The sequence below is a fragment of the Pseudomonas sp. BE134 genome, from assembly GCF_031456105.1.
GTDB lineage: Bacteria > Pseudomonadota > Gammaproteobacteria > Pseudomonadales > Pseudomonadaceae > Aquipseudomonas.
The window spans coordinates 1-25,737 of sequence record NZ_JAVDUA010000030.1 but is presented as its reverse complement, the minus strand read 5'-3'; the positions used below and the strand labels follow the sequence as shown (position 1 = coordinate 25,737).

General features: G+C 58.2%; 25 protein-coding genes. 8 read left to right on the top strand and 17 right to left on the bottom strand.

The genetic code is table 11. From position 1 onward, the window contains the following. Positions 1-57: 57 nt before the first annotated feature. The 5 genes from fkpB to murJ form a co-directional block, all read right to left on the bottom strand. Positions 58-495: an FKBP-type peptidyl-prolyl cis-trans isomerase gene (gene fkpB / locus J2Y56_RS22505; protein ID WP_177318165.1), complete on the bottom strand. Its 438-nt coding sequence runs from the start codon at positions 493-495 to the stop codon at positions 58-60. Positions 496-502: 7 nt separating this feature from the next. Next, positions 503-1,015, bottom strand: a complete 513-nt coding sequence (gene lspA, locus J2Y56_RS22500) for a signal peptidase II (RefSeq protein ID WP_007942336.1) — start codon at positions 1,013-1,015, stop codon at positions 503-505. Beyond that, positions 1,008-3,839, bottom strand: a complete 2,832-nt coding sequence (ileS, locus tag J2Y56_RS22495; RefSeq protein ID WP_310352806.1) for an isoleucine--tRNA ligase — start codon at positions 3,837-3,839, stop codon at positions 1,008-1,010. The genes lspA and ileS overlap by 8 nt, the downstream gene beginning before the upstream one ends. Further along, on the bottom strand, positions 3,840-4,790 hold the full coding sequence (gene ribF, locus J2Y56_RS22490; RefSeq protein WP_007942338.1) for a bifunctional riboflavin kinase/FAD synthetase: 951 nt from the start codon (positions 4,788-4,790) through the stop codon (positions 3,840-3,842). Between the two features lie 128 nt (positions 4,791-4,918). Beyond that, complete coding sequence (gene murJ, locus J2Y56_RS22485; RefSeq protein ID WP_007942339.1) at positions 4,919-6,457, bottom strand: murein biosynthesis integral membrane protein MurJ; 1,539 nt, start codon at positions 6,455-6,457, stop codon at positions 4,919-4,921. Between the two features lie 252 nt (positions 6,458-6,709). Between murJ and rpsT the strand changes: the two genes are divergently transcribed. After that, positions 6,710-6,988 carry a 30S ribosomal protein S20 gene (rpsT, locus tag J2Y56_RS22480; RefSeq protein ID WP_007942340.1) on the top strand — a complete coding sequence of 93 codons (279 nt, stop codon included), beginning with the start codon at positions 6,710-6,712 and terminating at the stop codon, positions 6,986-6,988. A gap of 183 nt (positions 6,989-7,171) precedes the next feature. Here rpsT and J2Y56_RS22475 read toward each other — a convergent pair whose 3' ends face one another. The 5 genes from J2Y56_RS22475 to rplU form a co-directional block, all read right to left on the bottom strand. Next, a complete protein-coding gene (locus J2Y56_RS22475) occupies positions 7,172-7,636 on the bottom strand; it encodes a CreA family protein (protein WP_007942341.1) in 465 nt (154 codons plus the stop codon). A gap of 12 nt (positions 7,637-7,648) precedes the next feature. After that, the gene (gene proB, locus J2Y56_RS22470) at positions 7,649-8,767 is read right to left on the bottom strand and encodes a glutamate 5-kinase (RefSeq protein ID WP_033048621.1); all 1,119 of its coding nucleotides are present in this window, start codon (positions 8,765-8,767) and stop codon (positions 7,649-7,651) included. Between the two features lie 137 nt (positions 8,768-8,904). Then, positions 8,905-10,128 (bottom strand): Obg family GTPase CgtA, encoded by a 1,224-nt coding sequence (cgtA, locus tag J2Y56_RS22465; RefSeq protein ID WP_310352802.1) that lies wholly within the window; start codon positions 10,126-10,128, stop codon positions 8,905-8,907. Positions 10,129-10,321: 193 nt separating this feature from the next. Beyond that, positions 10,322-10,597, bottom strand: coding sequence for a 50S ribosomal protein L27 (gene rpmA, locus J2Y56_RS22460; RefSeq protein WP_007943982.1), 276 nt, complete (start codon positions 10,595-10,597; stop codon positions 10,322-10,324). Between the two features lie 34 nt (positions 10,598-10,631). Next, positions 10,632-10,946, bottom strand: a complete 315-nt coding sequence (rplU, locus tag J2Y56_RS22455; protein ID WP_003176051.1) for a 50S ribosomal protein L21 — start codon at positions 10,944-10,946, stop codon at positions 10,632-10,634. 240 nt (positions 10,947-11,186) lie between these two features. On the opposite strand from rplU, the gene J2Y56_RS22450 reads away from it, so the two are divergent. From J2Y56_RS22450 to J2Y56_RS22440, 3 genes are all read left to right on the top strand, one after another. After that, complete coding sequence (locus tag J2Y56_RS22450) at positions 11,187-12,155, top strand: polyprenyl synthetase family protein (RefSeq protein ID WP_007943981.1); 969 nt, start codon at positions 11,187-11,189, stop codon at positions 12,153-12,155. Between the two features lie 191 nt (positions 12,156-12,346). Continuing rightward, complete coding sequence (locus J2Y56_RS22445; protein ID WP_007943980.1) at positions 12,347-12,688, top strand: zinc ribbon domain-containing protein YjdM; 342 nt, start codon at positions 12,347-12,349, stop codon at positions 12,686-12,688. A 207-nt stretch (positions 12,689-12,895) separates the two neighbouring features. Continuing rightward, positions 12,896-13,153, top strand: coding sequence for a hypothetical protein (locus J2Y56_RS22440; protein ID WP_007943979.1), 258 nt, complete (start codon positions 12,896-12,898; stop codon positions 13,151-13,153). 108 nt (positions 13,154-13,261) lie between these two features. On the opposite strand, the gene J2Y56_RS22435 is transcribed toward J2Y56_RS22440, so the two are convergent. The 3 genes from J2Y56_RS22435 to J2Y56_RS22425 all read right to left on the bottom strand — a co-directional run bounded on the left by J2Y56_RS22435 (position 13,262) and on the right by J2Y56_RS22425 (position 14,950). Further along, a complete protein-coding gene (locus J2Y56_RS22435) occupies positions 13,262-13,879 on the bottom strand; it encodes an FKBP-type peptidyl-prolyl cis-trans isomerase (RefSeq protein ID WP_007943978.1) in 618 nt (205 codons plus the stop codon). Between the two features lie 121 nt (positions 13,880-14,000). Beyond that, a complete protein-coding gene (locus tag J2Y56_RS22430; RefSeq protein WP_007943977.1) occupies positions 14,001-14,312 on the bottom strand; it encodes a DUF6482 family protein in 312 nt (103 codons plus the stop codon). Positions 14,313-14,461: 149 nt separating this feature from the next. Further along, complete coding sequence (locus J2Y56_RS22425) at positions 14,462-14,950, bottom strand: TIGR00645 family protein (protein WP_007943976.1); 489 nt, start codon at positions 14,948-14,950, stop codon at positions 14,462-14,464. 170 nt (positions 14,951-15,120) lie between these two features. Between J2Y56_RS22425 and J2Y56_RS22420 the strand changes: the two genes are divergently transcribed. Beyond that, on the top strand, positions 15,121-16,950 hold the full coding sequence (locus J2Y56_RS22420) for a hypothetical protein (RefSeq protein ID WP_310352797.1): 1,830 nt from the start codon (positions 15,121-15,123) through the stop codon (positions 16,948-16,950). Positions 16,951-16,955: 5 nt separating this feature from the next. On the opposite strand, the gene J2Y56_RS22415 is transcribed toward J2Y56_RS22420, so the two are convergent. Together J2Y56_RS22415 and J2Y56_RS22410 are read right to left on the bottom strand one after the other, a co-directional pair. Then, complete coding sequence (locus J2Y56_RS22415; RefSeq protein ID WP_007943974.1) at positions 16,956-17,297, bottom strand: hypothetical protein; 342 nt, start codon at positions 17,295-17,297, stop codon at positions 16,956-16,958. Positions 17,298-17,613: 316 nt separating this feature from the next. Continuing rightward, positions 17,614-20,052, bottom strand: a complete 2,439-nt coding sequence (locus tag J2Y56_RS22410; protein WP_150782067.1) for a Lon protease family protein — start codon at positions 20,050-20,052, stop codon at positions 17,614-17,616. 279 nt (positions 20,053-20,331) lie between these two features. Between J2Y56_RS22410 and J2Y56_RS22405 the strand changes: the two genes are divergently transcribed. The 3 genes from J2Y56_RS22405 to J2Y56_RS22395 all read left to right on the top strand — a co-directional run bounded on the left by J2Y56_RS22405 (position 20,332) and on the right by J2Y56_RS22395 (position 23,364). Then, a complete protein-coding gene (locus tag J2Y56_RS22405) occupies positions 20,332-20,820 on the top strand; it encodes a DUF3015 domain-containing protein (RefSeq protein ID WP_007943972.1) in 489 nt (162 codons plus the stop codon). 92 nt (positions 20,821-20,912) lie between these two features. Beyond that, positions 20,913-22,766: a DUF4105 domain-containing protein gene (locus J2Y56_RS22400; RefSeq protein WP_310352793.1), complete on the top strand. Its 1,854-nt coding sequence runs from the start codon at positions 20,913-20,915 to the stop codon at positions 22,764-22,766. A 103-nt stretch (positions 22,767-22,869) separates the two neighbouring features. Continuing rightward, a complete protein-coding gene (locus J2Y56_RS22395) occupies positions 22,870-23,364 on the top strand; it encodes a GreA/GreB family elongation factor (protein WP_007943967.1) in 495 nt (164 codons plus the stop codon). Here the strand turns inward: J2Y56_RS22395 and gdhA are convergent. Further along, on the bottom strand, positions 23,361-24,698 hold the full coding sequence (gene gdhA, locus J2Y56_RS22390) for an NADP-specific glutamate dehydrogenase (protein ID WP_007943964.1): 1,338 nt from the start codon (positions 24,696-24,698) through the stop codon (positions 23,361-23,363). The genes J2Y56_RS22395 and gdhA overlap by 4 nt on opposite strands. Before the next feature lie 295 nt (positions 24,699-24,993). Beyond that, positions 24,994-25,737, bottom strand: a 744-nt coding sequence (locus J2Y56_RS22385; protein ID WP_310352788.1) for a group II intron maturase-specific domain-containing protein, incomplete at its 5' end; no start/stop codon positions are given.

Sequence of the window (25,737 nt, the reverse complement as noted above, 5' to 3'; positions counted from 1 at the left end):
AGTCGACATCAATATTGAATGTCAGGCCGTCTTCGCGAGCGGGCTCGCTCCCTCAAGTTACAGCGATTTGACGTTGATGATTTCGACGTCAAAGGTCAATGTCTTGCCAGCCAGCGGGTGGTTGAAGTCGATGGTCACTTGCTCGTCATCGAATTCTTTCACAACGCCAGGCAGCTCAGTATTCGCCGCATCGTTGAAGATCACCAGCAGGCCCGGCGACAGGTCCATGTCCTTGAACTGCGAACGCGGGATGATCTGTACGTTCTGCGGGTTCGGCTGGCCGAAAGCGTTTTCCGGCTGAATCGTCAGCGTACGCTTGTCGCCCGCCTTGAAGCCGAACAGTGCGGCTTCGAAACCCGGCAACAGGTTGCCGTCACCGACCTGAAAGGTCGCCGGTGCTTTGTCGAAGGTGCTGTCGACGGTGTCGCCGTTCTCCAGGCGCAGTGCAAAGTGCAAGGTGACTTCCGTGTTCTGGCGGATGCGTTGCTCGGCCAATACCTGTTCAGTCATGAATGGCTTCTCCGGTCTTCTTACTTTTGAACATATCCAGTGCCAGCATCACGGCACCCACCGTGATTGCGCTGTCGGCAACGTTGAACGCCGGGAACTGCCAGCGGTTCTGCCAATGCACCAGAATGAAATCGATCACATGGCCCAGGGCAATGCGGTCATACAAGTTACCCAGCGCGCCACCCAGCACGAGCGCCAAGGCGACCGCCAGCCAGGTTTCATTGCGCCCCAGACGCTTGAGCCACACCACCAGCACCACACTGACCACTATCGCGATCAGTGCGAACAACCAGCGCTGCCAGCCGGAACTGTCGGCCAGGAAGCTGAACGCCGCGCCGGTGTTGTAGGCCAGGGTCCAGCTGAACAAATCGGGGATCACCACGATTTGCTGGAACATCTCGAGCCTGTCTTCGAAGTAGAACTTGCTGGCCTGGTCGATGACCAGGACCAGCAAACTCAACCAGAGCCAGCTCAGCCGTCCGAAACGGCCAACGGCGTTAGGCATAGTGACGGACCTCGCCAGCGCCGCTGATGTTGTCGATGCAACGACCGCAGATTTCCGGATGCTCCGGGTTCACGCCGACGTCTTCACGGCAGTGCCAGCAACGGGCGCACTTGGCGTGGCTCGACTTGACCACTTGCAGCTTCAAACCGCTGACTTCGGTGACCACGGCATCGGCCGGCGCCTGAACGAATGGTGCAACAGTCGCGGTCGAAGTGATCAACACGAAGCGCAGTTCGTTGCTCAGCTTGGCCAGGTCGGCGCTCAGCGCTTCTTCGGCAAACAGCGTCACTTCGGCTTGCAGGTTGCCACCGACGGCCTTGGCCGCGCGCTGGATTTCCATTTCTTTGTTGACGGCCACTTTGACCGCCATGATCCGCTCCCAGTAGGCGCGGTCCAGCTCGACGCCTTCCGGCAGCTCGGTCAAACCTTCATACCAGGTGTTGAGCATTACCGATTCGTTGCGTTCGCCCGGCAGGTATTCCCACAGTTCGTCAGCGGTGAACGCGAGGATCGGTGCAATCCAGCGTACCAGCGCTTCGGAGATGTGATACAGCGCGGTTTGCGCCGAACGGCGGGCCTTGCTGTTGGCGCCAGTGGTGTACTGACGGTCCTTGATGATGTCGAGGTAAAAACCACCCAACTCCTGCACGCAGAAGTTGTGGATCTTGGAATAGACGTTCCAGAAGCGGTATTCGCCGTAGTGCTCTTGCAGTTCACGTTGCAGCAGCAGCGTGCGGTCCACGGCCCAACGGTCCAGCGCGAGCATGTCTTCGGCCGGCAGGATGTCGGTGGCCGGGTTGAAGCCGGTCAGGTTCGAGAGCAGGAAGCGCGCGGTGTTACGGATACGCCGGTAGGCGTCCGCACTGCGTTGCAGGATCTGCTCGGAAACCGCCATTTCACCCGAGTAATCGGTGGAAGCCACCCACAGACGCATGATGTCGGCGCCCAGGGTGTCGTTGACCTTTTGCGGTGCAATCACGTTGCCCAAAGATTTGGACATCTTGCGACCGGACTCATCAACCGTGAAGCCGTGGGTCAGCAGTTCGCGGTATGGCGCGTGGTTGTCGATGGCGCAACCCGTCAGCAACGACGAATGGAACCAGCCACGGTGTTGGTCCGAACCTTCCAGGTACAGGTCGGCGCGTGGACCGGTCTCGTGGCCCATCGGGTGCGAACCGCGCAGGACGTGCCAGTGCGTGGTGCCCGAATCGAACCAGACGTCCAGGGTGTCGCTGATCTTGTCGTACTGCGGTGCTTCGTCACCCAGCAGTTCGGCGGCGTCCATCTTGAACCAGGCTTCGATGCCTTCGACCTCGACGCGCTTGGCGACTTCTTCCATCAGCTCGGCGGTGCGTGGGTGCAGTTCGCCGCTTTCCTTGTTCAGGAAAAACGGGATCGGCACGCCCCAGTTGCGCTGACGGGAGATGCACCAGTCCGGACGGTTGGCGATCATCGAGTGCAGGCGCGCCTGGCCCCAGGCCGGGACGAACCTGGTGTCTTCGATGGCTTTGATCGCCCGCTTGCGCAAGGTGTCGCCGGTCACAGGCTCTTTGTCCATGCCGATGAACCACTGCGCGGTGGCGCGGTAGATCAGCGGGGTCTTGTGACGCCAGCAGTGCATGTAGCTGTGTTCGATGATCGTGGTGTGCAGCAGCGCGCCGACTTCAGTCAGCTTGTCGACGATGGCCGGGTTGGCTTTCCAGATGAACTGGCCGCCAAAGAATTCCAGTGACGTCGCGTATACGCCGTTGCTTTGTACCGGATTGAGAATGTCGTCGTTGACCATGCCGTACTTCTTGCAGGTCACGAAGTCGTCCACGCCGTAGGCCGGTGCGGAGTGAACCACGCCCGTGCCGGCGCCCAGTTCAACGTACTCGGCCAGGTAAACTGGCGACAGGCGATCGTAGAACGGGTGACGGAAATTGATCAGGTCCAGTTCTTTACCGGTGGTGGTCGCGATGACCGAACCTTCCAGGCTGTAACGCGCCAGGCACGACTCGACCAGCTCTTCAGCCAGCACCAGCAGTTTGTCGCCGACATCGACCAGGGCGTAATTGAATTCCGGGTGAACGTTCAGCGCCTGGTTGGCCGGGATGGTCCACGGGGTGGTAGTCCAGATCACGATCGAAGCCGGTTTGGCCAGCGATGGCAGCCCGAAAGCGGCAGCCAGCTTGGCTTCGTCGGCAATCGGGAAGGCTACGTCGATGGTCGAGGACTTCTTGTTCTCGTACTCGACTTCCGCTTCAGCCAGGGCCGAACCGCAGTCGAAGCACCAGTTCACAGGCTTCAGGCCCTTGAACACGAAACCGCCCTTGACGATTTCAGCCAAGGCGCGGATTTCACCGGCCTCGTTCTTGAAGTCCATGGTCTTGTACGGGTTGGCGAAGTCGCCCAACACGCCCAGACGGATGAATTCGGATTTCTGGCCTTCGATCTGCTCAGTGGCGTAGGCACGGCACAGTTCGCGGGTCTTGTCCGCGCCCAGGTTCTTGCCGTGGGTCACTTCGACTTTGTGCTCGATCGGCAGACCGTGGCAGTCCCAACCCGGCACATAAGGCGCGTCGAAACCCGACAGGGTCTTCGAGCGGATGATCATGTCCTTGAGAATCTTGTTCAGCGCATGACCGATGTGAATCGTGCCGTTGGCGTACGGAGGACCGTCGTGCAGGACGAACTTCGGACGATCCTTGCCAATCTCGCGCAACTTACCGTACAGGCCAATGCTGTCCCAGCGCTGCAGAATCTGCGGTTCGCGCTGAGGCAGGCCGGCCTTCATTGGGAAGGCGGTGTCCGGAAGGTTTAGCGTGGCTTTATAGTCGGTCATTTAAGGCTCTTCATTAGCGATTGGCGCTAGGTGCGACAGGGCACGGGCGGCGGCGACATCCGCATTGATCGCCGTCTTAAGCGCCTCCAGAGAGGCGAAACGCTGCTCTTCACGCAGCTTGTGGTGGAAGACCACCGTCAAACGCCGGTCATACAGATCGCCGGCAAAATCTAAAAGATGCACTTCGAGGTGGGCTTTGCCATCACCTTGAACCGTTGGCCGCACGCCGATATTGGCGACGCCTGGCCAGGTCTTGCCGTCGATGTCGACGTTGACCAGGTAAACCCCGGACAGCGGCACGCGACGGCGCTTGAGTTGTATGTTGGCCGTGGGCGTACCCAACTGGCGCGCCAGTTTCTGGCCGTGCAGCACCCGCCCGGTAATCTGGAACGGCCGCCCGAGCAGTCGCTCGGCCAAGGCGAAATCAGCAGCGGCCAAGGCATTGCGGACCTGGGTGCTGCTGACCCGGATGCCGTCCAGCTCGACCGTTTGCGCCGCCTCGACGGTAAAGCCCTGAACGATGCCGGCTTGTAGCAGGAAATCGAAATCTCCTACGCGGTCGCAGCCGAAGCGGAAGTCATCTCCGACTTCCAGGTGCTGTACGCCAAGGCCATCCACCAGGATGGTATCAACGAATTCGCTGGCACTGAGCTTGCTCAGGCGCTGGTTGAAAGCCAGGCACAGGACGCGGTCGACACCTTCGTCGGCCAGCAGCTGCAGTTTGTCCCGCAGCCGGGCCAGACGGGCCGGGGCCGTGTCCGGAGCAAAGAATTCGCGCGGCTGCGGCTCAAAAATCACCACGCAGCTGGGCACGCCCAACTCGAGCGCACGTTCACGCAGCCGCGCCAGGATAGCCTGGTGACCACGGTGAACACCGTCAAAGTTGCCAATGGTGGCGACACAGCCCCGATGCTGGGGGCGCAGATTTTGGAGGCCTCGAACCAGCTGCATAACGCGCTTCTTGCTCATAAAGTGGTCGATTATAACCACACCCGGCGGCCGACGACAGGCAACACCGTAACCAAAGTGATCGAGCCGACAAAACCACCGGCTCGCCCGTGTTTATCGAGGTCGAAACCTCAACTCAATGCCTTGCGATTGAAGTCGCGCAAACGGAAGCCCATCAGCAGCAACATCCCGAAATAAGAGACGATACCGGCCGCGACCAAAGCGCCAAGGCGCAGGAACCGCTCCAGCATATGCCCCTGATCCCAGGCCGGCATGAAGTGCATCCCGACCAGCAACACCCCGGACATCACCAACACGGCGATGACGAGCTTGGCGCCGAACTTCGCCCAGCCCGGCTGCGGCTGGTACATCTGCTGCTTGCGCAACTGATAGAACAATAACCCGGCGTTGAGGCAGGCACCGGCACTGATCGCCAGGGCCAGACCTGCGTGGGCCAGCGGACCGATCAGCATCAGGTTGAACAACTGGGTTACCACCAGGGTGAAAATTGCAATTTTTACCGGAGTACGGATGTTTTGTTGCGCATAAAAGCCCGGTGCCAGCACTTTAATTACGATAATACCGAGCAACCCGACTGAATATGCGATCAACGCCCGCTGCGTCATTGAAGCATCAAAGGCGCTGAACTGGCCGTACTGGAACAGCGAGACGGTCAGCGGCTCGGCCAGAATCCCCAGCGCCAGCGCACACGGCAACACCAGGACGAAGCACAGGCGCAGCCCCCAATCGAGGATGCGCGAATATTCGTGACGATCCTTGCTTGCGTAGGTTTTGGCCAGTGTCGGCAACAGAATCGTGCCCAACGCCACACCCAGTACGCCGGACGGCAATTCCATCAATCGGTCGGCGTAATACATCCAGGACACCGATCCGGCCACCAGAAAGGACGCGAAGATGGTGTTGATGATCAGCGAAATCTGGCTCACGGACACGCCTAGAATCGCCGGCAGCATCTGCTTCATGACCCGCCAGACGCCACTGTCACGCAGGTTCAGGCGTGGCAACACCAGCATGCCGATCTTTTTCAGGTGCGGTAGCTGATAGAGCAATTGCGCCAGACCACCCACCAGAACCGCCCAGCCCAACGCCATGACCGGGGGATCGAAATACGGGGTCAGGAACAGCGAAAAGATGATCATGCTGACGTTGAGCAGGGTCGGCACGAAGGCCGGCACCGAAAAACGGTTGTACGTATTGAGGATCGCACCGGCCAGGGAAGACAGGGAGATCAGCAATATGTAGGGAAAGGTCACCCGCAACAGGCTGGCAGTCAGCTCGAATTTTTCCGGTGTATCGGTAAAACCCGGCGCGGTCGCCCAGATCACCCAGGGAGCAGCAATCATCCCCAACACTGTCACCAGCGCCAGTACCAGCGTCAGCAGGCCCGAGACGTACGCAACAAACGTTCGCGTCGCCTCCTCACCCTTCTGACTTTTGTATTCGGCCAGAATCGGCACGAAAGCCTGGGAAAATGCCCCCTCGGCGAAGATCCGGCGCAACAGGTTTGGCAATTTGAAGGCGATAAAGAAGGCGTCCGTCGCCATCCCGGCACCAAATGTACGTGCGATCAGCGTGTCACGAACAAACCCCAAAACCCGGGAAATCATCGTGATAGAGCTGACGGCGGCCAACGATTTGAGCAGATTCATTGAAAGAGTTTGTGCCTGTCGATAAACAGCAGGCGAACAAAGCGCCTACTTATGCGATACTCCGCGCCGCAGCAGCACAGAGCCAAAGCTCGCGAGTTTACAGGTCAAGCGCCGGAAATAAATATCCCGCCTCTTTATACCTACCACTTAGCGGAACGTCTCAACCGCCCTTGACAAGACATCAACTCATCGGCATGATTCGCGGCCTATTTTGTTTGCTATTTCCTAAAAAGTCTTTCGAGGAGCTCGACGGTGGCCAACACACCTTCCGCCAAAAAACGTGCAAAACAGGCTGAGAAGCGTCGCAGCCACAACGCCAGCCTGCGTTCCATGGTTCGTACCTACATCAAGAATGTAGTTAAAGCCATCGACGCAAAAGACGCTGCCAAAGCTCAAGCTGCTTACGTTCTGGCCGTGCCAGTTATCGACCGTATGGCCGATAAAGGCATCATCCACAAGAACAAGGCTGCTCGTCATAAGAGCCGCCTGAACGGTCACGTCAAGGCTCTGAACCTTGCTGTTGCCGCTTAAGCGATAAGCTTGTTGAAAAACCGACCTCAGGGTCGGTTTTTTATTGCCTGCGATTTGGCAAACACAACAAAAAAAATGTGGGAGCGGGCTTGCTCGCGAAGAGGTCGTTACATTCAACATCATCGTTGACTGCTACACCGCCTTCGCGAGCAAGCCCGCTCCCACACTTGGATTTGCGTCAGATTATTGAGGCTGCGCCCACGGCAGAATCGGAATCGCCGTCACCGCATTCTGCGGGCTACCTTCAATCACACGATCGCTGTAGACCAGATACACCAGCGTATTGCGCTTCTTGTCGAGGAAGCGCACCACCTGCATGGTCTTGAACACCAGCGACGTGCGCTCCTTGAACACCTCATCGCCATCCTTCAGCTCACCCTTGAAGCTGATGGGCCCGACCTGACGGCAAGCGATGGACGCCTCGGCGCGATCTTCAGCCAGCCCCAAACCACCCTTCACACCACCCGTCTTTGCTCGCGACAGGTAGCACGTCACGCCATCGACCTTCGGATCATCAAACGCTTCGACGACGATACGGTCGTTCGGACCGACGAATTTGAACACTGTTGATACCTGGCCAATTTCCTCAGCCGAAGCCAGCAACGGCATCGCCAGCAGCAGACCCAACAATCCTTTTGCCATTCGCATTCAGGTATTCCTTCAGACCAGAATCAGGTTATCGCGGTGAACCAGTTCCGGCTCAGCCATGTAACCCAAAAGACCGACAATCGCCTCAGACGACTGACCGATAATTTTTTGCGCTTCCAGCGCGCTGTAGTTAGCAAGGCCTCGAGCGATCTCGCGACCATCCGGCGCCACACACACCACCATTTCGCCACGACGGAAGCTGCCCTGGACCAGCTTGACCCCCACCGGCAGCAAACTTTTATGGTCCTGGACCAACGCTTTCACCGCACCACCATCCAGCACCAGCGTGCCACGGGTTTGCAAATGCCCGGCCAGCCACTGCTTGCGCGCCGCCAGCATGCCACGCTCAGGCGAGAGCAAGGTGCCAATGCGCTCACCCGCCTTCAGGCGATCCAGCACACGCTCAATGCGCCCGCCCACGATGATGGTGTGCGCCCCGGAGCGGGCCGCCAGACGCGCAGCACGCAATTTGGTCTGCATACCACCACGCCCCAGCGCACCACCGGTACCGCCCGCCACCGCATCCAGCGCTGGATCATCGGCGCGCGCTTCATAAATCAGGTTAGCGTCGGGGTTGTTGCGCGGATCAGCGTCGAACATGCCATCGCGATCCGTGAGGATCACCAGCAAGTCAGCCTCGACCAGGTTGGCCACAAGGGCCGCCAGCGTGTCGTTGTCGCCGAAACGGATTTCGTCAGTCACCACGGTGTCGTTTTCGTTGATCACCGGGATCACCTTCAACTCAACCAGTGCACGCAAGGTGCTGCGGGCGTTCAGGTAACGCTTGCGGTCGGACAAGTCATCGTGCGTCAGGAGAATCTGCGCCGTGTGCCGATCATGCTCGGCAAAGCTCGACTCCCAGGCCTGCACCAACCCCATCTGACCGATGGCGGCGGCAGCCTGCAACTCGTGCATCGCGCTGGGTCGTACGGTCCAGCCCAAGCGGCTCATCCCCGCAGCCACCGCCCCGGAAGACACCAACACGAGCTCGACGCCAGCTTCATGCAAAGCCACCATCTGCTCGACCCAGACACCCATTGCTGCGCGATCCAGGCCTTTGCCGTCCGCCGTCAGCAAAGCGCTGCCGATCTTCACGACCCAACGCTGCGCACCTGTCACCTTGCTCCGCATCATCTTCAACCTTAGCTTGAGGACAGCGCGACCTGGCACTGCCCGTAACGTTATTCGTGGTTATTCGTGACCAACTATCGATTTCCAGATACTAAAACGCCGCTCGATTGAGCGGCGCTTAAGTTTACTGCAACGAATCAGTCACGCACGTAAATGATTTCCGGACCGTCTTCGTCATCCACATCTTCTTCATCCCAATCATCGTCGCCGATGTCATGGACTGACTTCACGCCGCTGCGACGCAGGGCACGCTGGTCATCCAGGGCCTGCAACTGAGCACGGGCTTCGTCTTCGATGCGCTGATCGAGCTCAGCCAACTCTTCCTTGTAAGCCGGGTCGGCAGCCAGACGGTCAGCACGATCTTCCATGTAGCGCATGATGTCGTGACACAGACGCTCGGTGCCGAGCTTGGAGATAGCCGAGATCACATAAACCGGACCAGTCCACCCCAGACGATCGACGATCTCCTTGACGCGAGCATCGTGCTCTTCCTCAAGGATCTGGTCGCACTTGTTCAGCACCAGCCAGCGATCACGCTCAGCCAGGGACGGGCTGAATTTGGTCAACTCGCTGACGATTACTTCAGCGGCATCCGGTGCGCTGGTGTCATCCAACGGCGCCATATCCACGAGGTGCAGCAGCAAACGGGTACGCGCCAGGTGCTTGAGGAAGCGAATCCCCAGGCCAGCACCATCGGAAGCGCCTTCGATCAGGCCCGGAATGTCCGCAACCACGAAGCTCTTCCAGCGATCGACGCTGACCACGCCCAGGTTCGGCACCAAGGTGGTGAACGGGTAATCGGCGACTTTCGGCTTGGCAGCCGATACCGAGCGGATAAACGTACTTTTACCGGCATTCGGCAAGCCCAGCAGACCGACGTCCGCCAGCACTTTCATTTCCAGCTTGAGGTCACGCGCCTCACCCGGCTTACCCGGAGTGGTCTGACGCGGAGCGCGGTTGGTACTGGATTTGAAACGGGTGTTACCCAGACCGTGCCAGCCGCCGTGAGCGACCAGCAACTTCTGGCCGGCCTTGGTCAGGTCGCCGATCACTTCTTGAGTGGCCGCATCGATGACGGTGGTGCCGACCGGTACGCGCAGCACCAGCTCTTCACCTTTCTTGCCGGTGCAATCGGTGCTGCCACCGTTGGAACCGCGCTCGGCGTCGAAGTGACGGGTGTAACGATAGTCGACCAGGGTATTGAGGTTTTCGTCGGCGATCATATAGACCGAGCCGCCATCACCACCGTCACCGCCGTTCGGGCCGCCGTTTTCAATGAATTTTTCGCGACGGAAGCTCATGCAACCGTTACCGCCGTCACCGGCCTTTACTCGAATCGATACTTCATCAACAAACTTCATAACAAAACGCCTCTCGCCATACGGACGAGCCGAAAAAATCTAGACATAAGACTCTTGCAAAAATGAGCGCAGCGACCTCAATCAACGACCGCAAAACCTGCGCTGGAGCCCATCACAAACAGCTTTGCAAGAGACTCACCCCACAAACGAAAAAGCCCCGTCGCAAGACAGGGCTTTTCCAGCAACCACGTAATTATGCCGCGACGACGTCAGTCTTCGGGACAATGCTTACGTAACGGCGATTGAAAGCGCCTTTTACTTCAAACTTGATCACGCCGTCGATTTTAGCGAACAGAGTGTGATCTTTACCCATGCCAACACCGTAACCGGCGTGGAATTGGGTGCCGCGCTGACGCACGATGATGTTGCCCGGAATGATAACCTGGCCGCCATACATCTTCACGCCAAGGCGTTTGGCTTCTGAGTCGCGACCGTTACGGGTACTACCACCAGCTTTTTTGTGTGCCATGAGTCAATTCTCCTAGTGAGGAATTAGGCTGAAATTAAGCCTGAATACCGGTGATTTTGATCTCGGTGTACCACTGGCGGTGGCCCATACGCTTCATGTGGTGCTTACGACGACGGAACTTGATGATGCGGACTTTATCGTGACGACCTTGGGAGATCACTTCAGCCACAACGGTAGCGCCAGCAACAACTGGAGCGCCGATGTTCACGTCATCGCCATTGGCGACCAACAGAACGCGATCAAAAGTAACGGATTCGCCGGTAGCGATTTCCAGTTTTTCGATCTTCAGGTATTCACCTGGGGCGACCTTGTATTGCTTGCCACCAGTAACAATTACTGCGTACGACATGGTATTTCTCCGATAATCCTGCTCACCCAGCTCTTTATAAGAAGAGGTATTGGCTGGCATGGCTGCATAGGGCTGGAAGGCCGGTTTGCAATTGCGTAAGGCAGGTGCTGCCCAGGAAGTTCAGGGTGCGCGATTGTACGCAAGCTGCCGGGGCGATGCAAGAGGCCGTCCATCGCGCCTTGACACTCGCCGACGTGGGTCCTAGCATGCCGCGCAACCCTTCTGGAGCGACTGTCGCTGATGCAACCCCAAGCTTTCTACCGCGCGGTGGCGGACGATTTTAGCGCCGTCGACGGAATCATCAAGAAGCAGCTGACTTCCCGAGTGCCGCTGGTATCGAAAATCGGCGATTACATTACCTCGGCCGGCGGTAAGCGCCTGCGTCCTTTATTAGTGTTGCTGTGTGGCAAGGCGCTGGGCCGCGAAGGCGATGACCTGCGTCTGCTGGCGGCGACCATCGAGTTCTTGCACACCGCCACTTTGCTGCACGACGACGTGGTCGACATGTCCGGCATGCGCCGTGGCCGCTCGACCGCCAACGCCATGTGGGGCAACGCACCGAGCGTGCTGGTCGGCGACTTCCTCTATTCGCGCTCCTTCGAAATGATGGTCGAACTGGGCTCCATGCCAGTCATGAAGATCCTTTCGCAAGCGACCCGCATCATCGCTGAAGGCGAAGTGTTGCAGCTGTCGAAGGTCCGTGACGCCAGCACCACTGAAGAAACCTACATGGAAGTCATCCGCGGCAAGACTGCGATGCTTTTCGAGGCTTCGACCCACAGCGCCGCCGCTCTTTGCGAAGCCACAGCAGAACAGGCTGAAGCCCTGCGCACTTTTGGCGATCATTTGGGCGTGGCCTTCCAGCTGGTCGACGACCTGCTGGACTACAAAGGCGATGCCGAAACCCTGGGCAAGAACGTCGGTGACGATCTGGCCGAAGGCAAACCGACCCTGCCGCTGATCTACACCATGCGCGAAGGCACGCCGGAACAGGCCGCCCTGGTGCGCAAGGCGATCCAGAAAGGCGGTATCGAAGACCTGGAAAGCATCCGCGAAGCGGTAGAGGCCTCTGGCTCGCTGGAATACACCGCGCAACTGGCTCGTGATTACGTGGCCCGTGCGATCAAGTGCCTCGACGCGCTGCCTGCCAGCGAGTATCGCGATGCACTGGTTGAGCTGAGTGAGTTTGCGGTAGCCCGCACGCACTAATACCACTTGTTAGAACCCGGTCCCGGTGGGAGCTGGCTTGCCTGCGATGCCATCACTGCGGTGCTTCTGATACACCGAAGTGCCTGTTTCGCGGGCAAGCCCGGCTCCCACAGGGACCGTGCTGCCCCACCTCCCTCCTAAAACCCTATATAATGTGCGCTTTTTAGCCATCCAGGATTCAAGGAGCTTTAGTGAGCACGTTGCCACCCTGCCCAAAATGCAATTCCGAATACACCTATGAAGACGGCGCACAGCTGATCTGCCCTGAGTGCGCGCACGAATGGTCCGCCAGCGGCGAAGCCGAAACGGCGTCCGACGACACCGTGAAAAAGGATTCGGTCGGCAATGTCCTGCAGGACGGCGATACCATCACCGTGATCAAGGACCTCAAGGTCAAAGGCACGTCGCTGGTGGTCAAGGTCGGCACCAAGGTCAAGAACATCCGCCTGTGCGATGGCGATCACGACATCGACTGCAAGATCGACGGCATTGGCCCGATGAAGCTCAAGTCCGAGTTCGTCAGAAAAGTCTGAACCAGCCGTATTCCATCCCGCGCCTTGCGTGGGATGGTGCTTCGCCCTCCCCCTGCTTCAACGTGCCTGTACGCGCAATAGCCAAACGCCAGCCGTTTTGACCTGACGCAACCTTTACCCGTAAAAAAAGCACAATCCGCCAATAGACCCTTGCTATTTGATGAATAAGAATTATTCTCATTAAAACCCATTCAATGGAGATGAGACATGACTTATTTGATCGACGCCTGGCTGGACCGCCCACACCCGTACCTCAGAATCCTGCATCGGGAAACCGGGGAAGTCTGTGCGGTGCTTGAAGAAGAAGCCTTGAGCGAGCTGCAGGATCAGGGGGATCTGGACGTCAGCGACTTGAGTTCCAGCGAGCCGTTGGTGCTCAAGGAGCTGGTACGTAACCTGTTTCTGTACTGCTACGCCCGGGCGTTGCGCCCGTCGAATGAACTGCACCACAAGATCGAAATATGAGACAGCACAAAGAACTGTGGAAGCGAGCCTGCTCGCGATAGCATCACTGCGGTTTCACAGGAAACCCGAGCAGACCGCATCGCGAGCAGGCTCGCTCCCACATCGGTATTACAGAACGTCGAGCAGTTCGACGTCGAATACCAGTACGCTGTGCGGCGGAATGCTGCCAACGCCTTGAGCGCCGTAAGCCAGTTCGCTCGGCACGTACAGACGCCATTTGCTGCCGGCGTTCATCAGTTGCAGGGCTTCGGTCCAGCCAGCGATCACGCCGCCAACCGGGAACTCTGCAGGCTCGCCGCGCTCGTAGGAGCTGTCGAACACTGTGCCGTCGATCAGGGTGCCGTGGTAGTGAGTGCGCACTTGATCTTCACGGGTTGGCTTGGCGCCTTCGCCGGCAGTCAGCACTTCGAATTGCAGGCCGGAAGCCAGGGTGGTGATGCCATCACGCTTGGCGTTTTCAGCCAGGAAAGCCAGGCCTTCGCCAGCAGCGGCTTGAGCTTTGGCAGCAGCTTCGGCCTGCATGACTTCGCGGATCACCTTGAAGCTCGCGGACATAGCTTCCTGGTCAACACGGCTTTCCTTGCCGTTGAAGGCGTCAGTCAGACCAGCCAGGATCGCGTCCAGGCTAACGCCCGGTGGCGGGTTGTCGCGCAGTTGGTCGCCCAGCTGACGGCCAATACCGTAGCTGACGCGAGTTTCGTCGGTGGACAGATTTACTTCGGACATGACATTGCTCCGCTGTGCGGACGGCCCAGGAACTTGCCGTGCTCGCACAGCGCATCCCGGAGCGCCCGGAACCAAAAGGGCCAGCAGACTAGCACATATGTCATTGTTCTGATGAGGGCTGTCAGTGATGCCAGGAGGAGCGGAAGGCAATCGGCACCTTCAGGCTTTCCCCCACGCTCGCACCCAGTCCGCACATTTCATCATGTACCGAAGCGTGGACAAGGTTGAAGGGTAAGGAAGGGAAGTCATGCAGCACTTCACGAGCATGCTCGACCGAGCGCAGGTGGAACATTTGGTCGTGGCCATCACTCAGCGGATAGGCGGCACCATGCATGCGCGCCTCCAGCAGGTAGATCCCGCCCTCCATGGAAATCAGGTTCAGCTCATCGATTTTCCCTGCGATGGCATAAGCGCGTAGTTCAACAAGGTTCATGAATGCACCTCATACAGAGTCGAGCCAACACTACTTACAGGGATAGGCTTCGGCGCTTCAAAGTACAAGCCAGAATCACACCACCCGTCCGGTTCGACCAAATACCCTTGTGGGAGCGAGCCTGCTCGCTCCCACAAGAGTTGTGCAGGTCAGTGTTTGGTCAGCTTGTCCAGGTAGCCCATAGCGAACGCCGACACGACAAACGTCATGTGAATGATCACGTACCACTTCAAATGCTCCGGATCGACGTTCTTGGCGTCCATGAAGATCCGCAGCAGGTGGATAGAGGAAATCGCCACAATGGAAGCGGCCACTTTCATCTTCAGCGAAGATGAATCCATGGTACCCAGCCAGTTGAGCTTTTCCTTGCTGTCATCGATATCCAATTGAGAAACGAAGTTCTCGTACCCGGAAATCATCACCATCACCAGCAGACCGCCCACCAGCGCCATGTCGATCAGCGACAGCAGCACCAGAATCAGGTCCGATTCTGCCATCGAGAAAACGTTGGGGATAACGTGAAAAACCTCCTGGAAGAACTTCAGCGCCAGCGCCAGCAGCCCAAGGGACAGTCCGAAGTAGATCGGCGCCAGCAGCCAACGGGAGGCGTACATTGCATTTTCGATAAAGCGTTCCATTGAATCTCACACGTGGGTTGAAAATGGCCGCGAGTATACCAGTCACCTGTCTACACCCAGAAGCAGCCAGAAACCGTCGAAAAATCCGCCACCTGCGCGTGTGTCGTAAAGTTTTTCTGCTAGTGTCCAGTCTATTGACCGCTCAGCAAATCGGACAGGAAGACTGGAAAATGGATGTGCGATTGCCATTAACGAGCACCGGCATTTGCCTGATCCTGCTGATGAGCGGCTGCTCTCCCAGTGAGGACAAGCGTCAGGCCAGCCTCGAGGAAAAAACCGCACAGTTCGAGCAATCGCTGGATCAGATCCAGGACCCGAAGCTCAAGGACGCGGTCTCTGAACTCGGCGGCTCACTCTTGTTGCTCGAACGTGCGCAACTCAAGCTCGACAGTAAACCGATGGAAACCGAATACGGCGAAGACGCCCTCGCCGTGCTCAAGCACTACCCTTCGCCCCAGGCCTTGGTCGACACCTACATCAATGGCCTGTTCGTGCTGCACAAGGACTCCAGCTCCGATTACCTGACCGATCTGCAACCGGTATTCCCCTTCAACTTCAGTATTCCGGCGACGTTCCTTTTCCCCCATGGCCTGGAATGGCAATCGGTGACGCTGAACAACAAACGGGTTATCCCCTTCCAGCCCGAATGGTCGGAAACCGATCCCGGCATCCAGCTCAGCCCGTCGAGCTCCAACCTGACCAGCCCCGACGACTTGACGGTGACCTACCCTTTCATCGACGGCCTGGATGTCGACAAAAAAACCCAACCGCAACCAGTGAGCCTGCAGGGCAAAGTCGAAGTAATCGCGCCACGCAGGCTCTACAGCTTCAACCTGACCAAAGGGGACGTCGGCAAGAAGCGCACCGACGACAACCTCAGCGTCACCCTGTTGAAGCTTGAAAAGAACTACGCCGAAATTGAATACAGCAACAGCGCGCCACTGCCCCCCGAAGTCAGTGATACCGGGTTGATCCCACTGATTGTTCAGGCCAAAGACACCACCGGGCAATTCCTCGCGCGCGCAGGCTCGATCAACGAAAACGCCACGCAAATTGCCTTCTATCAAAAACAGCTGGCGAAAATGCAGCAGCAGAAGGCCTGGAGCGAGGCGTTCGAACAACAGCTCAATGAAGAACAGCGCAGTTTCGAACAGCAGCAGGGGCGACGTTATTCCAAGGTGTACTTCAACGGGCCGATCGACACACTTGAAGTCAGCCTGCTGGACTTCTCCGGCGCCACTGTCACCCGCAAAGACCTTAACCTGCCGATACGCCGCTTCGACCCGCACACCACGGAAAAAACCATCCCGCCGCTGACCTTGCCGGTGGTGGTGTATGACGATCAAACGCCGAACTGGCTCAAGGGCGCGACACTGAGCGAGGAACAGCTGAAAAAAAGCATCAACATCAATCAATCAGTGGAGGACCCGAGCGCCGCGCGCATTGAGTTCAATCACCCCAGAAGCTTCAATGACGAGTTGCTCGGCAGCACCTTCAGCCTCGGCGATAGCCCACTCAGTTTTTTTACCGCGGACAGTAGCGGCAAACGCGATGAGCCGATTGAACTGCCACCGCAGGCGTATCAGGTCGACCCTCTGCGCGGCACCATCACTTACGATCTGAACCTGTTTCCACAAACGCCAGCGTATGCAGTGGGCGCCATGCCGTTGTTCCTGGCCACGATCGAGAAGCAGACGCTCGACACCCGGACATTGCCCAAGGGCCTGATGCTCAAAGGCAATGCGTTAGTGGTGGATGTGAAGCTGTTTCCTGCGCAGGACTGGCGATTTTTCGCCAGGGACGACAGCGGGAATTACCTGAAAGAGATTCTTGCGGTCACACATGACGCAAGCACCGAAGGCCCGGCGTTATTCAAGGTGCATTACTTTTATGGTCAACCGACACACCTGGAAAGCTATCAGCGCACCGGGCTCACCACCGTGCAATATGGTTTCGAAGTCAAACTGGTCACAGCTGATCCAGGTGAACTTGATCAATAACCCACTCAGTGATCGGGCCGATATTCAAAGCCACCCAGATTGCGGCAACGGCCACCGTTGATTTCCCGCAGCTGGGCTTGCAGGTGCAGGCACCAGATTTGTGGGTCGTCGGCCAGTTCGTAGCCGTGCAAAGTCAGGCTTTCAACAATGGTGTCGAGGATTGATTCAGCCACGACAGGACCATGAAACGGGCCTTGTGCCTTGATAGCTGAAGGTTGCTCGCCAGCCATCCCGGCGGCGAAGAGCAAGGTCCACATGCCCGTATCTCCCGCCAGAGGGCGGATGGCACACTCGATACGGGTTACAAGACCCAGGCATTGACGGGTAAGGCAGAGGTTGCGCGACATGGCGGCGACCCTCGGTAGATCCGGTATTCAGCCTCCATAGAGAGGCTGTCTCGTTCCAGTGATTACTGTCGATCCTTGAAGCAGAGAATAGAAGAAAAGTCCGCCCCGTACGTCGGGTGGGACCGGAAGGCGCCGAATGGTCATTGTGTGAAGTTTGACGCCAGCGAGATGGCACTTTTCAAAATTCACACAAAACAAATGTGGGAGCGGGCTTGCTCGCGAATGCGGTATATCAGGCAACTTATCTGTTGAATGAAAACCGTATTCGCGAGCAAGCTCGCTCCCACAAGTGGATTGAAGTGATCTCAGGTACGCATCAAGCCGGCTTGGTCTCGACCAACGCTTCCTGCGCAGCTTCTTTTTCGGCTTCCTTGAGGTCTTCTTCGCTGATCATTTCCGCGATCACCCGCAAGCGTTCCACCACCCGCGCATTGACGCTGCCTTCCGGGAACTCGCCATTCTCATCCGGTGCACCGGCAGGCTCGCCGACCAACAGGCTCAAGGCCTCGTCCGCCTGACGCACCGCGTAAACATGGAACTGCCCCGCGCGCACTGCCGCCAATACCTTCTCGTCGAGCATCAACGTGGCAACGTTCGCCTGAGGAATGATCGCCCCTTGCTGACCGGTCAGCCCGCGCGCTTCGCAGAGCCGGAAGAAGCCTTCGATCTTCTCGTTGACCCCGCCTACCGCCTGCACTTCACCGAACTGGTTGATCGAACCGGTGATTGCAAAGCACTGCTTGAGCGGGGTTTTCGACAAGGCCGAAATCAGCGTACAAGCCTCGCCAAGCGACGCACTGTCACCATCGACATACCCGTAGGACTGCTCCAGGGCAATGCTCGCGGAAATGGCCAGCGGGAATTCCTGGGCATAACGACTGCCCAGATACCCCGTGAGGATCATCACGCCTTTTGAGTGAATCGGCTGCCCAAGGTTGACCTCACGCTCGATGTCGACAATGCCACTGCCGCCCGGATAAACCGTGGCGGAAATCCGGGCCGGCACACCGAAGGCCGAGTCGCCGACTTCCAGCACTGTCAGCCCGTTGCACTTGCCGACAGCGGCGCCATCGGTATCGATCAGGATAATCCCGGCCAGCATGTCGTCGAGAATCCGTGCCGAGACGCGCCCTGTGCGGGTGGCCTTGGCCTTGAGCGCACGCTCGATGTGCCCGGCGTCGGTCATCTCGTCGCCGGCCAGATGACGAATGAAATCCGCCTCGCTGACCAGCTGGAACAAGTCACCGATTCGCGCCGACAAACGCCCTTGGTGCTCGGCCAGACGCGCGCTATACGTGGCCAGACGCGCCACGGCATCCGCCGTCAACGGGGCCATGCCTTCTTCGGAGGTGCGGGTTTTGAGCAACTGGGCGAACTGCTCCAGGCTCTCATCGACCATCGGGATGTCTTCGTCGAAGTCCACCAGGACGCGGAACATTTCCTGGAAGTCCGGATCGAGGTCTTGCAGGGTGTAATACAGTTGACGGGCGCCGATGATGACGACTTTGACCGCCAATGGAATGTGTTGCGGTGTCAGGGTTACGGTGGCCAGACGGCCCAGCTCACCCAGCGGCGATTCCATTTTCAGCTTGCGCGATTGCAGGGCGCGCTTGAGCGCATCCCAGACGAACGGCTCGCTGAGCATTTTTTCCGCTTCAAGGATCAGAAAACCGCCGTTGGCCCGGTGTAAGGCACCCGGGCGCAGTTGCCGATAGGTCGTGTACATCGCGCCCTGATCGGTACTGTATTCAATGCGGCCAAACAGGTTTTCGTAAGTCGGGTGCGGCTCGAACACCACCGGCGCACCGCCACTGGCCGAATGCCCGACGACCAGGCTCGGCGCGTATTGCTCTTCCAGCAGCTTGCGGGCAATGGCGTCGGTCTTGCTGTCGTCCACCAGTTGCTCGACAACCGTCTTGAGCAGGTAAACCTGCATCGCTTGCAGGTAACCGCACACGGCCGCGTTCTCGGCGTACTTCTCCGACAACGGCGACAGCAACGGCTGCAACGCGAGCGTGATGGTTTCTTCGTTGAGGTGGCGCAGTTGATTGCTCGACTCACGCTTCCATTGCGGCAGGCTGGCGAGCTCTTCGTTCAGACGCTCTTCCAGACCAGAGATGTCCTCGTGAAAACGTTCGCGATCGGCTTCCGGCAACTGGGCGAATTCCGCTTCATCCAGCGCTTTGCCTTCGCTCATGGGGGTAAAGGCGATGTTGCTGGCGTCGCGGTACAGCGCGACTTCTTTTTCCAGGGCCAGACGCTCGATGACGTCCAGCGCCTTGTCGTAGCGCTGATTGAAGGCACGATCGATGGCGCTTTTCTTCTGCTGGTAGGACGGGTGTTCAAACACCGCCGGAAAGGTCGCCAGCAGGTTGTCGATCAAGCCATTGATGTCGCCAATGAATGCGCCCGCGGTACCTGACGGCAATTCCAGGGCGCGAGGCTCGCGCGGCTCATCGAAATTGTTGACATAGACCCAGTCGGCCGGGGTCTGCAGGCGCTTGCCTTCGGCTTTCAGGTAACGTTTGACGAACGAGAACCGGCCGGTGCCAGGCTCACCCATGACAAAGACGTTGTAACCGGGGCGTGGCATGGCCACGCCGAACTGCAAGGCTTCGACCGCACGTTCCTGGCCAAGCACACCGCGAAAGGGCTCCAGATCATTGGTGGTAGAGAAGCTGAACTGTTCAGCGGAAAACGGACGGGTCAGCGCTTCAGGCGCTAGACGCAAGCTGGCAGCAACAGGATCAGGCATCGGGCTTCCTTACATCAGGCGGGGCAGATAGCGGCATTCTGGCGCTGCCTATACCTCACTTGCAAGGCGCACCTCCAGCCAAAGCATAGACAAACTGCCATCCCTCAGCGGGCCGGGGCTAAATCAATGATTTCAGCGGATGTTTTGCGAAAAATCACGGAACCTCGGGATCGTGCCTAAACTCCAAATTGCGCGGCTGGACCAATAACCAGCCTAACTGGCGCCAAAATGGCACCAGTCTCCCTTGTCCATCGGTATGCAAACAAAGAGAACATAGCTATGAAACGGATTCTTCTCGGTACTCTCTTCACCGTTGTATCCCTCAACGCCATGGCGCAAGCCCCAGGCGGCCCGGATTGTGGTTGGGGCAACATGCTGTTCGAAGGTCAGCGTGGCACCCCGGCTCACTTCATGGCCTCCATTACCAACGGCACGTCCGGTAACGCGACCTTCGGCATGACGTCCGGCACCAACGGCTGCGCCACGAATTCGTCGCTGACCTACGGCGGCAAATCCTGGTTTGCCATGAATGGCATGATGAACGAGCTGTCCGAAGACATGGCTAAAGGTCAGGGCGAAGCGCTGACCACTTACGCCGTGGTCCTTGGCGTGGCGCCGCAAGACCGTGCGCATTTCGCCGCCGTGACTCACGAGCATTTCCAGCAAATCTTCAGCAAGGCGGATGTAACCGCTGAAGATGTGCATACCAACACCCTGGCCGTTCTGAAGAACGACCCGCGTCTGGCCAAGTACGCCACTCAAGCTTAAGCTCGACTCGCCCGCTCCTTTCGGGGAGCGGATTTGTTTTTTTGGCCCGCCCCTCTTTGGGTCTTTGTTTTTTTCGAATTAAGTTGCCCACTATGCTCAAACGCCTTGCCTGGCTGACGCTCTGTGTCTGCGCCCCGCTGTCCGCTGCGCCGCACATCGACCCTCAACGTTTGCAGCAATTGGCCAATGACCCCTTCTGGATTTCCCTGGGACACTACGAAACCGCCAAACTCGGCGGCTGGCGCAGCTATATCAGCGACAAGGCGTTCTTCTTGGCGCCCGACGGCAACGAACACCCCGAGCGTGAACTGGCGGCTACCGTGCAAGCGTTGTACGCCCCGGCCAGTGCCGGCGAACAACACGCTCAATGCGTTTACCCAGCCCGTACCCGCTGGCTGAAATCGCAACTCAACCTGACCGGTCTGCCGACGCCTGCCTGCACTGAGTTCAAGCAATGGTTCAAGGACGTCTCGCCCCACAGTGCGGTGATGATTTTCCCGGCAGCTTACTTGAACAGTCCGTCATCGATGTTCGGCCACACGTTGCTGCGCATCGACCAGGCGGATGTGCAAAGCGACCAAACGGCCCTGCTTAGCTACGCCATCAACTTCGGCGCCTTCATCGAAGGTTCGGACAACAGCATCCTCTTCGCCTGGAAAGGCTTGATGGGTGGTTATCCCGGGCTTTTTTCGCTGGTGCCCTATCAGGAAAAACTCTCGGAATACCGCAGCCTCGAGAACCGTGACTTGTGGGAGTACCGGCTGAACCTGACCCCGCCAGAAACCGAGCGTATGGTCGAGCACGTCTGGGAGCTGAAGCAGGTCCGGTTCGACTATTTCTTCTTCGACGAAAACTGCTCCTATCGCTTGCTGGAATTGCTGCAAGTGGCGCGCCCCAGCCTGCGGCTGACAGAGCAATTCCCGCTGACCGCGATTCCTACCGACACCGTCAAGGCCGTGAAAGAAGCGGGTTTGGTGGAATCGATTGAATATCGCCCGTCCCGCGAACGTGAATTATTGAGCCGTGTCGAACCGCTGAACCCCGATGAACAGCAATGGGTGCTGAAAGTCAGCGCCGACCAGAAGCAGTTACAGGAACCCGCTTTCAAGGCGCAACCCAAGGATCGCCAGGCGCTGATCATCGACGCGGCTTATCGTCTGGAACGCAACCGCGCCAATGGCCAGGAACGTGACCCCACGCAGGCTCAGCGCAGTTTCGAACTGCTGCGGGCGATCAACCAGAACCCCGCGCCCGAGCTGGATATCCCGCAACCCGGCTTGCCCGAGGATGGTCACGAGTCGCGAACCTGGCAGGCCGGTGTCGGCACCCGGGGTGACAAGGCGTTCGGCGAATACGGCCTGCGTATGGCCTATCACGATCTCAACGACAACGCCGAAAGCTTCCCGCTCGGTGCACAAATTGAAATCCTGCAAATGAAACTGCGCCAGTACGAAGGCAATCACTGGCAGTTTCAGCAGCTTGATCTGGCAACGATTCGCTCCTTCACCCCGCGCAATGAGTTGCTGCAACCACTGTCGTGGCAGGTGACTGGCGGCCTGGAACGCGTGCCGGGCAAACATGATGACGAAACCCTGGTCAGCCACATCAATGGCGGTGGCGGCGGTACCTGGGAACTGGGCGACGACATGCTCGGTTTTGCCCTGGGGACCGCGCGCATTGAACACAACAACGACTTCGCCGGTTTCATCGCCCCGGCGGCGGGTTTCAATACCGGCGTGTTGTGGAAAAACCCGCTGGGCAATTTCAGTCTGGAAACCAAAGGCGATTTCTTCACCAATGGTGAAGTGCGCCGTAGCATCAGCCTGAATCAGCAGTGGGAACTGTCGCGCAATCTGGGCCTGCGCCTGAGCGCCCAACGCGAATTCAGCCACCTCGCCACACCGGAGAATGAAGTGATGCTTGAGGTGAAGTGGTATCACTATTGACCTGACACAGCCATACCCTTGTGGGATTGGTGAGTCGCCGGCGGACATCCGGCGAAACTAAAAGCCTGCCACCATGGCCCAAACCCTATAACGGGAGAAGAGCATGAGCCGCGCTTTCGTCAACGAAGATAACGCCGCCGCGCAAGCCGATCAGCCTGTCGAACGGCAAGTCAGCACGCAACCCAATTACGTCACGCCCGCGGGCCTGGCCCAATTGCAGGCGAAAGTATCCGAACTGCAACACCTGCACAGCGAGCAATCGGCCAGAGGGGAGCAAGCAGACAAGCAGCGCCAAGCGGACCTTGAGCGCGATTTGCGATATTTCAACCAGCGCCTGCAAAGCGCGCAGGTAGTAACCGCCGCCAGCTCGACTGAAAAAGTGCAGATCGGCAGCCGTGTGACGTTCGTTAATGAACACGACACCGGGCAAACCGTGCAGTTGGTGGGTGAAGACCAGGCCGACGCGACCGCGGGCCTGATCAATTGGGGTTCACCGTTGGGTCGGGCGTTGCTCGGGGCGCAACTCGGCGACGAGGTGCTGTGGCAACGCCCGGCGGGTGATCAACTGATCGAGATCACCCGTATCGAACCGGCTTAAACCACGCCCTGGGCGAGCATGGCGTCGGCAACTTTGACGAAGCCGGCGATGTTCGCGCCTTTGACATAGTTGACCCGGCCGTTCTCTTCACCGTAATGCACGCAAGCATGGTGGATCGATTGCATGATCGCGTGGAGCTTGTTGTCGACTTCACCACCGGTCCACAGCAGACGCATGGCATTCTGCGACATTTCCAGCCCGCTCACCGCCACACCACCCGCGTTGGAAGCCTTGCCCGGCGCGAACAGAATCCCCGCTTCGATAAACAGGTCCACGGCCTCCAGGGTAGTCGGCATGTTGGCCCCTTCCGCCACACAGATACAGCCGTTGCGTAGCAGCGTACGAGCCGCCTCGGCGTCCAGTTCGTTTTGTGTAGCGCATGGCAGCGCGATGTCGCAGCTCAGCGTCCATGGGTGATGGCCCGCCAGGAACTCCAGACCGAATCGGCCGGCCAGTTCACTGATACGTCCACGCTGGACATTTTTCAGCTCCAGCACCGCCAGCCATTGCTCTTCGGTCAAACCGCTTTCGCAGTAGAGCGTGCCTTCGGAGTCGGACAGCGAAACCACGACGCCGCCTAGGTCCATGACCTTGCGTGCCGCATATTGTGCGACGTTACCGGATCCAGAGATTGCAACGCGTTTGCCTTCAACGGTTTGACCACTGCGCTTGAGCATTTCCTCGGCGAAGTACACGCAGCCAAAACCGGTGGCTTCCGGACGAATCAGGCTGCCGCCATAGCTGGGGCCCTTGCCGGTCAATACGCTGGTGAACTGGTTGCTCAGGCGCTTGTATTGCCCGAACAGGAAACCGATTTCGCGGGCACCGACGCCGATATCACCGGCCGGCACGTCAACGTCCGCACCGATGTGCCGGTACAACTCGCTCATGAAGGCCTGGCAGAAGCGCATGACTTCAGCGTCGCTCTTACCTTTGGGGTCGAAGTCCGAACCACCTTTGCCACCACCCATCGGCAACGACGTCAGCGAGTTTTTGAACGTCTGTTCGAAGGCGAGGAACTTCAACACGCCGAGGTTCACCGAAGGATGGAAACGCAGCCCGCCCTTGTAAGGACCAATCGCGCTGTTCATCTGGATACGGAAACCGCGATTGACCTGCACTTTGCCTTGATCGTCGACCCAGGAAACCCGGAAAACGACCGCGCGCTCAGGTTCGCAGATCCGCTCCAGAATGCCGGAAGTCAAATAATGCGGATTGGCTTCGAGAAAAGGCCACAGGCTGCGCAGGACTTCTTCCACGGCCTGGTGGAATTCAGGCTGGTCAGGGTCGCGTTTTTTCAGACGGGCAAGGAAGGATTCGACGGATTCGATCATGGAACAGTCTCGGCAGATTTGTTGTCGTTGGGAGAGATTGGGCCGGACTCTAACAAACAGAATGCGCACAATGACAGCGCCGAATGTCGCAATTATGAAATTAAATGGTGCGCCAAGTATAAATAAGTCCGGTTTTCGAACTGTTTTCGCACCGAAACAGGGAACAACCCTTCGCGTTTTGCACCATCAGTGACAACTGAAGCCCCAATCGGCATAGGGGACGGCCTTCATAGGCCGCTCCCCTGCCACACCACCCGGCATGCGGGTCCGCACCGGGCGGTTCGAGAGATTGAGGTCAGGAGAGACGTGGAAGTCCCAAGCGATCAAACCACGCAAGATTAAGCACCCAATTCAGCGCCCATCGACTGTTGTCCCACCAGCGACGGGTGTTGCATGCCACTTTCTGGGCGACCTCTTTACTCGCGCCAAGGGCCACTAACTCACGAAACACCGTCGTCCCTCGCTTCCATTGCTTGAGTTGGATCGCTCTAAGTCGATGCCGTATCCATTTGTCCAATTCACGCCAGATACCTGGTGTTTGTGACAACTTGAAGTAGGCTTTCCAACCCAGCAAATAGGGACGTAGAAAGTCGATGACTTGCTGCAAGCTACGGCCACATGAACGCCGAGTGAGCTGTCGCATACGTTGTTTGAATTGCTTTTGTGCCTTCTGAGATACCGCGTATTTGACTTCGTCACGAGCAAGCCAAAATTCATAACCCAGAAATTTACGACCAAACGCACTCGTCACCGCGCTCTTGCTCTCGTTGACGCTCAAGTGCAGCTTTTCATATAGACGTTTCAGCAGCGCCATCACTCGGTGCCCAGCCTTCTTACTGCGAACATACACATTCGCGTCGTCGGCATAACGCACAAAACAATGGCCTCGACGTTCAAGCTCTCGGTCCACTTCGTCCAGCAGCACATTCGCCAGCAGTGGCGACAGTACGCCGCGTACGATCTTGCATACTTTTTTCTCTTGTGCCTGAGCCAGTCGACGTCTCGCTGGCGCTGAACCCGGGATCCGGATCAACCCGGA